Here is a 13106-nt window from a genome sequence, read left to right on the forward strand (position 1 = left end):
TCGACGGGCCCTCCCCCGCAGCCGCCGAGGTGGTCCCGGCGTCGTCGGGCGGCGCGAGCTCGGGCGCGGCGTCAGCGGCGCTGGCGCCGGTTCGCCTGACCATCCCGAGCCTGGACGTCTCCACCTCGCTCGTGGCGCTGGGCCTGCAGGCCGACGGCTCCCTGGAGGTGCCGGAGGCCTACGACGTGGCCGGCTGGTTCACCGGCGGGCCGCCCCCGGGCGAGCGGGGACCCGCGGTGATCGCCGGGCACCTGGACTCCCACGACGGGCCGGGCGTCTTCGCGCACCTGCCGCAGCTGGAGGCCGGTGACCGCCTGTCGGTCGAGCGCGCGGACGGCTCCTCGGTGGAGTTCGTCGTGACGGGCACGGACCAGACCGCCAAGGACGGCTTCCCCACCGCGGAGGTCTACGGGCCGACCGCGGGCGCGGAGCTGCGCCTCATCACCTGCGGCGGGGCGTTCGACCGCCGCAGCGGCCACTACCAGGACAACGTCGTCGTCTTCGCCCGCGCCGTGGTCTGAGGCGCCGCCCTCACAGGTGCGGGAACCAGATCCCGATCTCGCGGGCCGCCGACTCCGGGGAGTCCGAGCCGTGCACGAGGTTCTGCTGCACCTTCAGCCCCCAGTCGCGGCCGAGGTCGCCGCGGACGGTGCCGGGAGCCGCCGTCGTCGGGTCGGTGGTGCCGGCCAGGGAGCGGAAGCCCTCGATGCAGCGGTGGCCCTCGACGACCGCTGCCACGACCGGGCCCGAGGCCATGAACTCCAGCAGCGGCGCGTAGAACGGCTTGCCCTCGTGCTCGGCGTAGTGCGCGGCGAGCACCTCGTCGCTGGCCGAGCGCAGCTCCAGGGCCACCAGCGCGTAGCCCTTGGCCTCGATCCGGGCCAGGACCTGCCCGGTCAGACCCCGCCGGACGCCGTCCGGCTTGACGAGCACCAGGGTGCGCTCGGTGGTCGGCTGGCTCTGCGGGTCGACCACGGGGGGTCCTCCTGGTGCGCGGCGGTGCGGGGCTGCGGGCGGCGCCACCCTAGCCAGGGGCGCGCGGGCCGGCCTCCTCGCGCTCGGCCACGGGGGTGACGCCGCGCGGGCGGGTCAGGCCCCGGAGCCGCCCTCGGCGAGCTGGCGGGCCCAGCGCCGGCGGTCGGCGTCGATGCGCCGGCCCACCCGCACGAGCCACAGCCACAGCGCCGCGAACCCGAGCCCCACCACGAACATCACCGGCACGAAGACCCCGGTGGCCACCAGCACGCCCTGCAGCACCGTGCCGACCGCGATGCCGCCGGGGCGCCGCGTCAGGCCGGCGGCCACGAGGCAGACGAGCGCCAGCGCGAGCCCCGCGCCCCAGACCGCCCCGGCGGGCAGGTCGGTGGAGCCGGGCAGGAGCGTGGCCGCGACGAGGGTGGCGAAGAAGACGAGGAACCCCTCGAGCAGCAGGAGCACCGCGGTCAGCGTCGCGGTCATCGTCGGCCGGGGGACGCTCAGCTCCCCCGGCCCGGGGCTCGGGACCTCGGACACGCGGCGAGCCTAGCCACCGCCGGCCGCCCCCCGGGGGCTCCCCTGCGCACGGCCGCACCGCCCCCCGACACGCCGGGGCGATGCCCCCTCCTCCGGCCAGGGCTCCCCCGCGCGGCCCCGCGGTCCTAGCGTCGGGCGCAGCCACCGGGGACCGCCACAGCGTCGTGGACGGCACGGCTGGACGGGGTGGCCATTGGAGGGGAGCACCATGCGCAGGACCATCGCCGCTGCCGCATCGGGCGGTCTGGCCGCAGCAGCGCTGCTGGGGACAGGACCGGCCGCGAGCGCCGGGACGGACGACCGACGGCACTCCGACGACCCGGTCGTCGTGGTGGACCACCTCGACAACCCGCGCCAGCTCAACTGGCACGGCCGGGCCGGCGACCGCCTGGTCGTCGCCGAGGCGGGCTCCGGTGGCGAGACGTGCTTCGGCGAGGGGCAGGAGCAGCAGTGCGCCGGCCTCACCGGCGCCGTGTCGGTCGTCGACCGCCCAGCGCGCACGTCGGGCTCGGCCCCCGACCGCGTGCTGACCGGCCTGCTCTCCGTGGCCGGCCCGGACGGGTCGTTCGCGGTGGGCTCGAACGGCGCCGACATCGCCAAGGACCCGTACCGCGTCCTCGTCGCCGAGACCGAGGTGCCGCCCGCGGCCCTCCCGCCCGGAGCCGAGGACCTGCCCGGTCTGGACCAGCTCGGGCACCTGCTGGTCGCCGAGCGCCGCGGATCGGCGGTCCCGCGGGCGGACCTGGCCGCCGCCGAGGAGCGGCTGAACCCCGACGGCGCGCAGGTGGAGTCCAACCCGTACGCGGTGCTCGACGTCACCGACCGCCACCGCGGCAAGGGCCGCCAGACCACCCTGGTCGCCGACGCGGCCGCCAACGCGGTGTGGAAGGTCGTCGCGAAGGACGGTGGCGCGAAGCACGGTGACGAGGAGGAGGAGGCCACCTACGAGGTGTCGGTGTTCGCGGCGTGGCCCACGCCGGCCGGTGACGAGACCACGCCGGAGTTCGTGCCCACCTCGCTGGCCCAGGACGCCAGGGGCCACGTCTACGTCGGCGGCCTGGGCTCGGAGCAGCCCGGACGCGGGGCGGTGGCGAAGCTGTCCGCCTCGGGGAAGCACCTCGAGACCTGGACCGGCTTCACCAGCGTCACGGGCGTCGCCGTCGACCCCGACGGCTCGCACCTGTACGTCTCCCAGCTGTTCGGCACCACGCCGCTGCTGCCGCCCGGGGACGTGCCGGCGGACGAGGCGCCGCCGGCCGGCGCCGAGGCCGGCGACGTCGTGCGGGTCGACGTGGAGGAGGGCACCTACGTCACGCGGTCGGTGCCCTTCCCGGCCGGGCTCGCCGTCGACGGGAGCGGCCGGGTCTACGCGTCCGCCCACAGCCTCTCCGACGCCGACGGCAGCCAGGGCGGGCCCGGGGCCTCGCCCGGCCAGGTGTGGCGGTTCACGTTCCCGCGCCACGCCGAGGAGGCCGACCTGCCGGTGACCGCGGCGGAGTGACGGTCGGCGCGGCGACGTCACCGGGAGGACACCCCCGGGCCACCTCCTCCTCACCGGCGGGCCACGGCGGGCCGCTCGGATCGGGGCGCTGATCGTCCGCGCCCCGTCCAGGAGGACACCGATGCCCCCGCGCCCCGCCCTGCTCCGCACCGCGACCGCCGCCGCGGCCACCGCCCTGGCCGTGGCGGCGCTCCCGGCCGCCACGGCCAGCAGCGCCCCGTGGGACCCCGCGGGGACCCCGCCGCTGCGCTCGCTGAGCGCTCCCGGAGCCTCCGTCGCCCTGAGCGTGGTGGCCAGCCACGCCAGCGGGGAGTTCGGCACGAGCGCCGCCGAGATCGTGGCGCACGACCCGAAGAGCCAGCGCCTCTTCGTCGTCAACGCCCAGCGCGGCCAGGTCGAGGTGCTCTCGCAGGCCTCCTTCGCCCCGGGCGGCGACCAGCCGGTGCTCGCCCGCCTGGTGACCGCGGGCGCGGCCGCCGCCGACGGGTCGACCGTGGACGCCGGCGCCGTGGCCAACTCCGTGGCCGTGCGCTCCGACGGCCTGGTCGCCGTCGCCGTGGAGGCCGCCGACAAGGTCAGCCCCGGCTGGGTCGTCTTCTTCGACGGCCGGGCGAAGGCGCCGAGCGCGCTGGCGGCCCTGCGCGTGGGATCCCTGCCCGACATGCTCACCTTCTCCCCCGACGGCCAGCGCCTGCTCGTGGCCAACGAGGGCGAGCCCGCCGACGACTACGCCCTCCCCGGCTCCCCCGCCACGAGCGACCCGGTCGGGTCGGTCAGCGTCATCGACGTGTCCACCCCGGCGGTGCGCAGGGCGAAGGGCGCCTCGCAGGCCCTGGTCCGCACGGCGGGCTTCGAGGCCTACGAGGACGGCGGCGACCGGGAGCTGCCGGAGGGGGTGCGCGTCTTCGGCACCAACCCCGAGCACGGCTCGCCCGTCGCCCGCTCGCTGGAGCCGGAGTACCTCGCGGTCTCCGCCGACGGCCGCACCGCGTGGGCGACGCTGCAGGAGGCGAACGCGATCGCCGTCGTCGACCTGGCCGGCGCCACGGTGCGCGACCTGCTGCCCCTGGGCACCAAGGACCACGCGGCGGCGGGGAACGAGCTCGACCCGTCCAACCGCGACGGGGGCGCGAGGATCGGCTCCTGGCCGGTGCGCGGGCTCTACCAGCCGGACGCCATCGCGTCCTACACCGCCGGCGGCGCCACCTACCTCGTGACGGCGAACGAGGGCGACGCCCGCGAGTGGACGGTCGAGGACCCGGCCACCGGGGAGGACGTCGGCTACGTCGAGGCCGCCCGGGTGAAGGACCTCGCGAAGGCCGGCCGGATCTGCCCGGGCGTCCTCACCGCCGAGCAGCTCACCGACCCGCAGCTGGGCCGCCTCAACGTCAGCACGGCCAGCGGCCTGCGCGCGGGCACCGACTGCTTCGAGCAGCTGCACGCCTTCGGCGCCCGCTCGTTCTCGGTCTGGACCGCCGACGGCGACCTGGTCTTCGACTCCGGCTCGGACCTGGAGCGGATCACCGCCCGCGCCCTGCCGGACGGCTTCAACGCCTCCAACGACGACCAGGAGGTGGACGGCCGCAGCGACGACAAGGGCCCCGAGCCCGAGGGCGTCGTGGTCGGGAAGGTGGGCTCGCGCACCTACGCGTTCGTCGGCCTGGAGCGGGTGGGCGGCCTCGCCGTCTACGACGTCACCGACCCGGCGGCGTCGCGGTTCGTCACCTACGCCAACGCCCGCGACCTCTCCGCCGACCTGGAGACGCCGCAGGGGCAGGCGCAGGCCGGCGACCTCGGGCCCGAGGGCCTGGCCTTCATCTCCGCCGCGAACAGCCCCACCGGCCAGCCGCTCGTGGCCGTCGGCAACGAGGTCTCCGGCACCACGACCCTGTACGCCGTGACCGACCTGACGCCTCCGCGCGGCGGCTGGGGCCACTGACCGGGCCCCCGCGGGTGGGCGCCAGGTGCTGTTCCGGCAGGCCCGGGACAGCACCTGGCGCCCGGTCGGGTCAGTACCGCTGGCGGTCGGCGCGCAGCAGCACCCGCGCCTCGCCGACGAGGGTGATCGAGCCGGTGACCACCACGCCGGCGCCGAGGCCGCTGGCCGTGCCGGACTCGGCGAGGTCCACCGCGACCTGCAGGGCCTCGTCGAGGCGGGCCGCGACGTGCACGCGGTCCTCGCCGAAGACGTCGCGGGCGACCTCGGCGAGGTCGTCGACGTCCATCGCCCGCGGCGAGCCGGAGCGGGTGACGACGACCTCCTCGAAGACCGGCTCGAGGACGTCGAGGATCGTCGCGGCGTCCTTGCCCTCGAGGACGGCGATGACGCCGACGAGGCGGGTGTAGTCGAAGGAGTCCTCCAGCGCCGCCACGAGGGACTGCGCGCCCGCGGGGTTGTGCGCGGCGTCCACGAGCACCGTGGGGCTGCGGCGCACGACCTCCAGGCGCCCGGGGGAGGTGACGTCCTCCAGCGCGGTGCGCACGACGTCGGGCTCCAGGGCCCGCTCCCCGCCGAGGAACGCCTCGACGGCGGCCACGGCCACCGCGGCGTTGGACGCCTGGTGGGTGCCGAAGACCGGCAGCAGGACGTCCTCGTAGACCTGCCCGGTGAGGCCCTGCAGGGCCAGCACCTGACCGCCGACGGCGATCTCGCGGTCGCGCACGCCGAACTCCAGGCCCTCGCGGGCCACCGTCGCACCGGCCTCGACCGCGGCCCGCAGCAGCACCTGCGCGGCGTCGACGGGCTGCTGGGCCAGGACGACCGCGGCGCCCTCCTTGATGATCCCGGCCTTCTCGCCGGCGATCTCGGCGACCGTCTCGCCCAGGAGGTCGGTGTGGTCGAGGGAGATCGGCGTGAGCACCGCGACCGCGCCGTCGACGACGTTCGTGGCGTCCCAGCTGCCGCCGACGCCGACCTCGACCACCGCGACGTCGACGGGGGCGTCGGCGAAGGCGGCGAGGGCCAGCACCGCGAGCACCTCGAAGTACGTCAGCGGCACCTCACCGGCGGCGCGCAGCCGCCCGTCGACCATCGCCAGGTAGGGCGCGACGTCCTCGTGCAGGGCGACGAACGCGTCGTCGCTCAGCGGCTCGCCGTCCACGCTGATCCGCTCGGTGACCTTCGTCAGGTGCGGGCTCGTGAACCGGCCGGTGCGCAGCCCCAGCTCGCGCAGGATCCGCTCGGCGAACCGGGCCGTGGAGGTCTTGCCGTTCGTGCCGCCGACGTGGATCACCGGGTAGGCGCGGTGGGGGTCGCCGAGCAGGCCGAGCACCTCGCGCACCGGCTCCAGCCGCGGCTGCACCGCGCTCTCGGGGGTGCGGGCCAGCAGCTCGGCGTGCACCGCCCGCAGGCGCTTGCCGCCGTCGGGCGGGGTCGGGGTGCCGGAGGAGGGGGTGCTCATGCCCGCTCCACCTCCACGGCGACCGCATCGGCTGCACCGCTGTCGCCCTCGGCCACCGGGACGACGTCCACCCGGTCGGCGAGGGTCTCGCGCCCGATCCGCTCGGCGGCGGCGCGCGCCCACCCCTCCCGGGCGGCGGGCACCCGCAGGGTCAGCGCGATGCGGTCGCTGACGTGCAGGCCGGCGCCCTTGCGGGCGTCCTGCACCGAGCGCAGCACGTCGTTGGCCCAGCCCTCGGCGGCGAGCTCCTCGCTCACCGAGGTCTCGAGGACGACGAAGCCGCCGTCGGGCAGCGTGGCGGTGACCCGCTCGCCCTGCGCGGCCTCGTCGACGACCGTGGTGATCTCGTACTCGCCCTCCTCCAGGACGATGCCGCCGACGACGACGGCCCCGGTGGGGTCGACGTCCCAGGCGCCCATCCGGGCGTTCTGGATCGCCAGCTGCACCTCGCGGCCGAGCCGCGGCCCGGCGGCGCGGGCGTTGACGGTGAGCTGCTGGCGCACCCCGAACTGCTCGGCCGAGGCGTCCTCGACGTCGAGGAAGCGCACCCGCTTGACGTTGACCTCGTCGGCGACGAGCCCGGCCAGGGCCTCCAGCCCCGCAGCGGCCGGCGCCACGACGGTCAGCTCGGCCAGCGGCTGGCGCACCCGCAGGCCCGAGGCCTTGCGCAGCCCCAGCGCCACCGAGCACGCCGCGCGGGCGGCGTCCATGGCGGCGACGAGGCCGGGGTCGGCGGGCAGGTCCTCGGGGTCGGGGAAGTCGGCCAGGTGCACGCTGCGCCCGCCGGTCAGGCCCCGCCAGACCTCCTCGGTGGTCAGCGGCAGCAGCGGCGCGGCCACCCGGGCGACCACCTCGAGCACGGTGTGCAGGGTGTCGACCGCGTCGGTGTCCGCGGCGCTCGCGGCCCAGAAGCGGTCGCGGGAGCGGCGCACGTACCAGTTGGTCAGCACGTCGAGGAAGACCCGCACGCTCTCGCACGCCCCGGCGATGTCGAAGGCGTCCATGCGGTCGCGCACGTCGACGACGAGGTCGCGCGTCTTGGCCAGGACGTAGCGGTCGAGCTCGTCGGGAGAGTCCGTGCGCCAGCGCCCCACGATGCCGCGGCCCCCGGCGCCGTCGTCCGCCGCGCCCGCGTACAGCGCGAGGAAGTGCCAGGCGTTCCACAGCGGCAGCAGCACCTGGCGCACGCCGTCGCGGATCCCCGCCTCGGTGGTGATGAGGTTGCCGCCGCGCAGGATCGGGGACGACATGAGGAACCAGCGCATCGCGTCGGCGCCGTCGCGGGCGAAGACCTCGGTGACGTCGGGGTAGTTGCGCAGGCTCTTGCTCATCTTGCGGCCGTCGTCGCCCAGGACGATGCCGTGGGAGAGGGCGGTGCGGAACGCCGGCCGGTCGAACAGGGCCGTGGCCAGCACGTGCAGCGTGTAGAACCAGCCGCGGGTCTGGCCGATGTACTCGACGATGAAATCGCCCGGGTAGTGGTCCTCGAACCAGGCGGCGTTCTCGAACGGGTAGTGCACCTGCGCGAACGGCATCGAGCCGGACTCGAACCAGCAGTCGAGCACCTCGGGCACCCGGCGCATCGTCGAGCGCCCCGTGGGGTCGTCGGGGTTGGGCCGGGTCAGCTCGTCGACGAACGGCCGGTGCAGGTCGGCCGGGCGCACGCCGAAGTCGCGCTCGAGCTCGTCGAGGGAGCCGTAGACGTCGACCCTCGGGTAGGTGGGGTCGTCGCTGGTCCACACCGGGATCGGGCTGCCCCAGTACCGGTTGCGGCTGATCGACCAGTCGCGGGCGCCCTCGAGCCACTTGCCGAAGGAGCCGTCCTGGATGTGGCCGGGCACCCAGGTGATGTCCTGGTTGAGCTCGACCATCCGGTCGCGGATCGCCGTGACCTGCACGAACCACGACGACACGGCCTTGTAGATCAGCGGGTTCCCGCAGCGGTAGCAGTGCGGGTAGGGGTGGTCGTAGGTCTCCTGGCGCACGAGCACCGTGCCCGGCGTCACCGCGCCCGTCCCGGCCTTGAGGTCGCGGATGATCACCGGGTTGGCGTCGAAGACGTGCTGGCCGGCGTAGTCGGGCACCCGCTCGTCGAAGCGGCCGCGGGAGTCCACCGCGACGATCGTCTCGATGCCCGCGTCGTCGGCGACGGTCTTGTCCTCCTCGCCGTAGGCGGGGGCGATGTGGACCAGGCCGGTGCCGTCGTCGGTGGTGACGTAGTCGGCGGCCAGCACCTGGTGGGCGTTCTCGCGGCCGGTGAAGTAGCTGAACGGCGGGGTGTACGTCGCGCCGACGAGGTCGGCGCCGGTGAGGGTCGCCACCACGGTCGGGGACTCCCCCAGCTCGCGGGCGTAGGCGCCCACGCGCGCGGCGGCCAGCACGAGGCGCTGCCCCGCGAGCGCGCCCTCGGCCGGCTCGACGACGACGTACTCGACGCGGGGGCCGACGGCCATCGCGGCGTTGCTGGGCAGGGTCCACGGGGTCGTGGTCCACACCAGGGCCTTCGCCCCGGCGTGCTCGCCGCTCGTGAGGGTGAACCCGACGGTGACCGCGGGGTCCTGGCGCTGGCGGTAGACGTCGTCCATGCGCGTCTCGGTGTTGCTCAGCGGCGTCTCGTCGCGCCAGCAGTAGGCCAGCACCCGGAAGCCCTCGTAGATCAGGCCCTTGTCCCACAGGGTCTTGAAGGCCCACATCACCGACTCCATGTAGTCGGTGTCGAGGGTCTTGTAGTCGTTCTCGAAGTCGACCCAGCGCGCCTGGCGGGTGACGTACTGCTCCCAGTCGCCGGTGTAGCGCAGCACCGAGGAGCGGCACGCGGCGTTGAACGCCTCGATGCCCATGGTGTCGATCTCGGACTTGTTCTTGATGCCGAGCTGGCGCTCGGCCTCGACCTCGGCGGGCAGCCCGTGGCAGTCCCAGCCGAAGCGGCGCTCCACGTGGCGCCCGCGCATGGTCTGGTAGCGCGGCACGACGTCCTTGACGTAGCCGGTCAGCAGGTGGCCGTAGTGCGGCAGCCCGTTGGCGAACGGCGGGCCGTCGTAGAAGACGAACTCGTTGGCGCCGCGCTCGCCGGCGGGGCGGTCGTCCACGCTCGCCGCGAAGGTGCCGTCGGCCTCCCAGTGCTCGAGCACCGCGGCCTCGAGGTCGGGGAACCGCGGGGAGGCGGGGACGCCGCCCAGCTCGCCCGTCGCGGAGGCCAGGGGGTACACGGGTCGCTCAGCCATCTTCGCTCACACCTCAACCGTGGGTCGTGCACAACCGGTCCGGTGCGAGGACGACGCCCCCAGACCGGCTGGGCGCGCCGCGGTACCACCCCGCTTGCCGCCGCCCTGCCCCAGGCTCGGGGCCGGACGACGACCGCTCGTCGACGGCGATGACGGGCCGCACCCGTCCGGTTCTACTGAGGGCCGGTGAGGGCCCCGTTCTTCCGGAGGCTCGCCGGTGATGGCCGGGTCGACGCCTGTGCGCCCATCCTAGCGATCGCCGGGCGCTGCGCGGGACAGCTTCGAGGGCCACCAGAACCGGTCGCCGAGGTCGTGCACGAGCCCGGGGACGAGCAGCGACCGCACGACGAGGGTGTCGAGCAGCACGCCGAAGGCCACGAGGAAGGCCAGCTGCGCGAGGAAGACCAGCGGGACCACGGCCAGCGCCGTGAAGGTGGCCGCCAGCACCACGCCGGCGCTGGTGATCACCCCGCCGGTGGTGCGCAGGCCGGTGAGGACGCCGGGCCGGGTCCCGTGCGCGAGGGACTCCTCGCGCACGCGGGTCATGAGGAAGATCGAGTAGTCGATGCCGAGGGCCACGAGGAAGACGAAGGCGTACAGCGGGACCACGGGGTCGGCGCCGGGGAGGCCGAGCACGTGGTCGAACACCAGCGCCCCGACGCCGACGGTGGCGGCGTACGAGAGCACGTTGGCCGCCACGAGCAGCAGCCCGGCCAGCAGCGAGCGCAGGAGCAGGACGAGGACCACGAGCACGACGGCCAGGACGACGGGGATGATCACCGCGCGGTCGCGCTCGGCGGACTCCAGGGTGTCCAGGGTCGTCGCCGCGGCCCCGCCCACCAGGGCGTCGACCCCCGCGCCGGCGAGGTCGGCGCGCAGGCCGCGGACGGCGTCCAGGGCCTCGTCCGAGTCGGCGGCGCCGGACAGCTGGGCCAGCACCTCGGCGGACTCCTCGTCGGAGGCCCCGGGCTCGGCGGAGGCGACGCCGTCGGCCGCGCGGGCGACGGCGAGCGCGGTCCCGGCCTGGTCGGCGGGCACCACGACCACGGCGGGCTGGCCCGCCCCGGCGTCGAAGTGCGCGGCGAGCACGTCCTGGCCCTCGACCGACTCCACCGGGGTCAGGAAGGTCTCGGACTGGCTGACGCCCTCGGCGCGGAAGGTCGGGAAGAAGGCCGCGCACAGGAGCAGGCCGGCCGCGGTGACCACCCAGGTGCGCCGCGGGGCGCGCTGGACGAGACCGGCGACGCGGTCCCAGAGGCCGCGACCGCTCCTCCCGGTGGCCGGGCCGCCGACCGGGGCGCCGGCGGGGACCGGGTGGGGCACCCGGGGCCAGAACACCCAGCGCCCGGCCGCCAGGAGCACCGGCAGGAAGGTCAGGGCCGCGAGCACGGCGGCGGCGATCCCGATCGCGGCCACCGGGCCGAGCGAGCGGTTGGAGCCCAGGTCGGAGAACAGCAGGCACAGCAGGCCGAGGGCGACGGTGCCCGCGGAGGCGAGCACGGGCTCCAGCGCGGCACGCCACGCGCGCCCCAGCGCGGTGCGCGCCGAGGTGGTGGCACCCAGCTCCTCGCGGTAGCGGGAGACGAGCAGCAGGCCGTAGTCGGTCGCGGCGCCGACGACGAGGATCGAGAGGATCCCCTGGCTCTGCCCGTTGAGCTCCAGGCGGCCGGCGTCGGCCAGCGCGTAGACCACCAGGCCGGCCAGGGCCAGGGCGAGCACCGAGGTGAGCAGGACGGCGAGCGGCAGCACCGGGGACCGGTAGACGAGCACGAGGATGACGAGCACGGCCCCGAGGGCCACGAGCAGGAGCACGCCGTCGATCGCCCCGAAGGCGCCCGACAGGTCCGCGGTGAGGCCGGCCGGGCCGGTGAGGACGGCCTCGGCCCCGGCCAGCGCGCCGCCGTCGGCGGTGGCCTCGCCCGCGGCTCCGCGGACGGCCTCGACGACCGGGCCGAGCGGGCGCTCGCCGTCGGCGGAGGGGGCGTTCACGGCCTCGGGGTCCAGCAGCAGGACGAGCAGCACCGCCTCGCCGTCCGCCGACGGCTGCACCGGCACGGGCGCGTCCTCGAGGAGGAGGTCGCCCACGGTCGCGCCCGGCTCCAGGCCGGCCACCTCGAGCGCGGGCAGCTGCTCGGCGAGCCGACCGGCCGCGGCGAGGTCCTGGGGGCTGAGCCCGCCGGAGCGCTCGACCACGACGAAGGCGGGCAGGGCGCTGTCGTCGGCCAGGCGCTCACGCACCTCACCGGCGCGGGTGGACTCCGCCTCGGCCGGCAGGAAGGCGCTCTGCTCGTTGGTCTGCACGCTCGAGAGCTGGCCGGTGGCCGGCCCGCCGACCGCGGCCACGCCGAGCCAGGCGAGCCCCAGCAGGCCCAGCCCGATGCCGCGCAGCACGCGGTTCCTCCGCGCTCCCCCGTGCGCCATGGCCCGCTCCCCTACTCTTCCCCCGTGCCGGCTCGCCGGGCTGGACAGAATGCTCAGCCGGCTTAGTCAACCAGGGCGGCCGCGTCTCCGCCGCCCCTCGGCCCTGGAGGAGCACGCCGTGGACGACTCCGAGGCGACCGTCGCCGGGCCTCCCGGCGACCTGGGCGACGTCGCGCAGTGGCCGACCGGGCGGGTGCTCTCGACGGCGGCGCGCCTGGTCGAGCACGCGTGGGACGACGCCCTGCGCGCCTGGGACCTCAACCACGCCCGCTACGCCGTGCTCGCGCTGCTCCTCCCCGGGCCCGCCACCCAGCGGGAGCTGGCCCGGCGCGCGGGCGTGGAGGAGCAGACGATGGGCCGGGTGCTGCGGCACATGGAGGGGCACGGCCACGTCGAGCGCCGCCGCGACCCCGACGACCGCCGCCGCGCCGTCGTCACCGCCACCGCGGAGGGGCGCACCGCCTTCACCGAGGTGGCCCGCGCGGTCGACGCCGAGGACCTCGTCCTGGCCCCCCTCCACGCCGCCGGAGCCGACGTGGGGGCGTTCCGCGAGGCCCTCGTGCTCGTCGTCCGCCACCTCGCGGCCGAGCGCTGGGGCATCCCCCGCGCCGCGCCCACGCCTTGACACATCGTGACCATCCGGACACGGTGCCTCTCGTGAGCGAGACCGAGCAGACCGTGAGCGACTACGACCTCGTGGGCGGCGGCCCCGCCGTCGCCCAGGTGGTGGAGGGCTTCTACCAGCGGGTGACCGCCGACCCGGACCTGGCGCACTACTTCGCCGACGTCGACATGGTGCGCCTCAAGCGGCACCAGGCGCTGCTGGTCTCGCAGGTGATGGGCGGCCCGGCCGCCTACGACGGCCGCGAGCTGGACGTCGCCCACGCCCCGCTGGGCATCACCGACGAGGCGTTCGACCGCGTCGTGGCGCACCTGGCGGCCACGCTGCAGGAGGCCGGCGTCCCGGCCGACATCATCGGCCGCGTCGGCGGCGCGCTCGGCGGCACCCGCAGCGACATCGTCGCGGACGCGCCGGGAGCGCACTGA

General features: G+C 75.8%; 10 protein-coding genes. 5 read left to right on the plus strand and 5 right to left on the minus strand.

Annotated features, from left to right (window positions below; translation table 11 throughout):
- The coding region (locus AC5FZL_RS03210) for a class F sortase (protein WP_493617122.1) at window positions 1-521 on the plus strand (521 nt) is incomplete at its 5' end.
- Window positions 522-531: 10 nt separating this feature from the next.
- Here the strand turns inward: AC5FZL_RS03210 and ndk are convergent.
- Together ndk and AC5FZL_RS03220 are read right to left on the minus strand one after the other, a co-directional pair.
- Window positions 532-975 (minus strand): nucleoside-diphosphate kinase, encoded by a 444-nt coding sequence (gene ndk, locus AC5FZL_RS03215; RefSeq protein ID WP_493617123.1) that lies wholly within the window; start codon window positions 973-975, stop codon window positions 532-534.
- A 114-nt stretch (window positions 976-1089) separates the two neighbouring features.
- On the minus strand, window positions 1090-1512 hold the full coding sequence (locus AC5FZL_RS03220; protein WP_493617124.1) for a DUF4233 domain-containing protein: 423 nt from the start codon (window positions 1510-1512) through the stop codon (window positions 1090-1092).
- Window positions 1513-1720: 208 nt separating this feature from the next.
- On the opposite strand from AC5FZL_RS03220, the gene AC5FZL_RS03225 reads away from it, so the two are divergent.
- Together AC5FZL_RS03225 and AC5FZL_RS03230 are read left to right on the plus strand one after the other, a co-directional pair.
- Window positions 1721-3013 (plus strand): ScyD/ScyE family protein, encoded by a 1293-nt coding sequence (locus tag AC5FZL_RS03225; RefSeq protein ID WP_493617125.1) that lies wholly within the window; start codon window positions 1721-1723, stop codon window positions 3011-3013.
- A 121-nt stretch (window positions 3014-3134) separates the two neighbouring features.
- Window positions 3135-4952, plus strand: a complete 1818-nt coding sequence (locus AC5FZL_RS03230) for a choice-of-anchor I family protein (protein ID WP_493617126.1) — start codon at window positions 3135-3137, stop codon at window positions 4950-4952.
- A 70-nt stretch (window positions 4953-5022) separates the two neighbouring features.
- Here AC5FZL_RS03230 and AC5FZL_RS03235 read toward each other — a convergent pair whose 3' ends face one another.
- From AC5FZL_RS03235 to AC5FZL_RS03245, 3 genes are all read right to left on the minus strand, one after another.
- On the minus strand, window positions 5023-6414 hold the full coding sequence (locus tag AC5FZL_RS03235; protein WP_493617127.1) for a bifunctional folylpolyglutamate synthase/dihydrofolate synthase: 1392 nt from the start codon (window positions 6412-6414) through the stop codon (window positions 5023-5025).
- Window positions 6411-9623 carry an isoleucine--tRNA ligase gene (gene ileS / locus AC5FZL_RS03240; RefSeq protein ID WP_493617145.1) on the minus strand — a complete coding sequence of 1071 codons (3213 nt, stop codon included), beginning with the start codon at window positions 9621-9623 and terminating at the stop codon, window positions 6411-6413. Before ileS ends, AC5FZL_RS03235 begins: the two co-directional genes overlap by 4 nt.
- Window positions 9624-9887: 264 nt before the next feature.
- A complete protein-coding gene (locus tag AC5FZL_RS03245) occupies window positions 9888-12029 on the minus strand; it encodes an MMPL family transporter (RefSeq protein ID WP_493617128.1) in 2142 nt (713 codons plus the stop codon).
- 148 nt (window positions 12030-12177) lie between these two features.
- On the opposite strand from AC5FZL_RS03245, the gene AC5FZL_RS03250 reads away from it, so the two are divergent.
- Together AC5FZL_RS03250 and AC5FZL_RS03255 are read left to right on the plus strand one after the other, a co-directional pair.
- Entirely contained in the window at window positions 12178-12684 is a 507-nt protein-coding gene (locus AC5FZL_RS03250; RefSeq protein WP_493617129.1) for a MarR family winged helix-turn-helix transcriptional regulator, read from the plus strand.
- Window positions 12685-12716: 32 nt separating this feature from the next.
- A complete protein-coding gene (locus tag AC5FZL_RS03255) occupies window positions 12717-13106 on the plus strand; it encodes a group I truncated hemoglobin (RefSeq protein ID WP_493617130.1) in 390 nt (129 codons plus the stop codon).

The organism is Quadrisphaera sp. DVD1 (genome assembly GCF_058932755.1).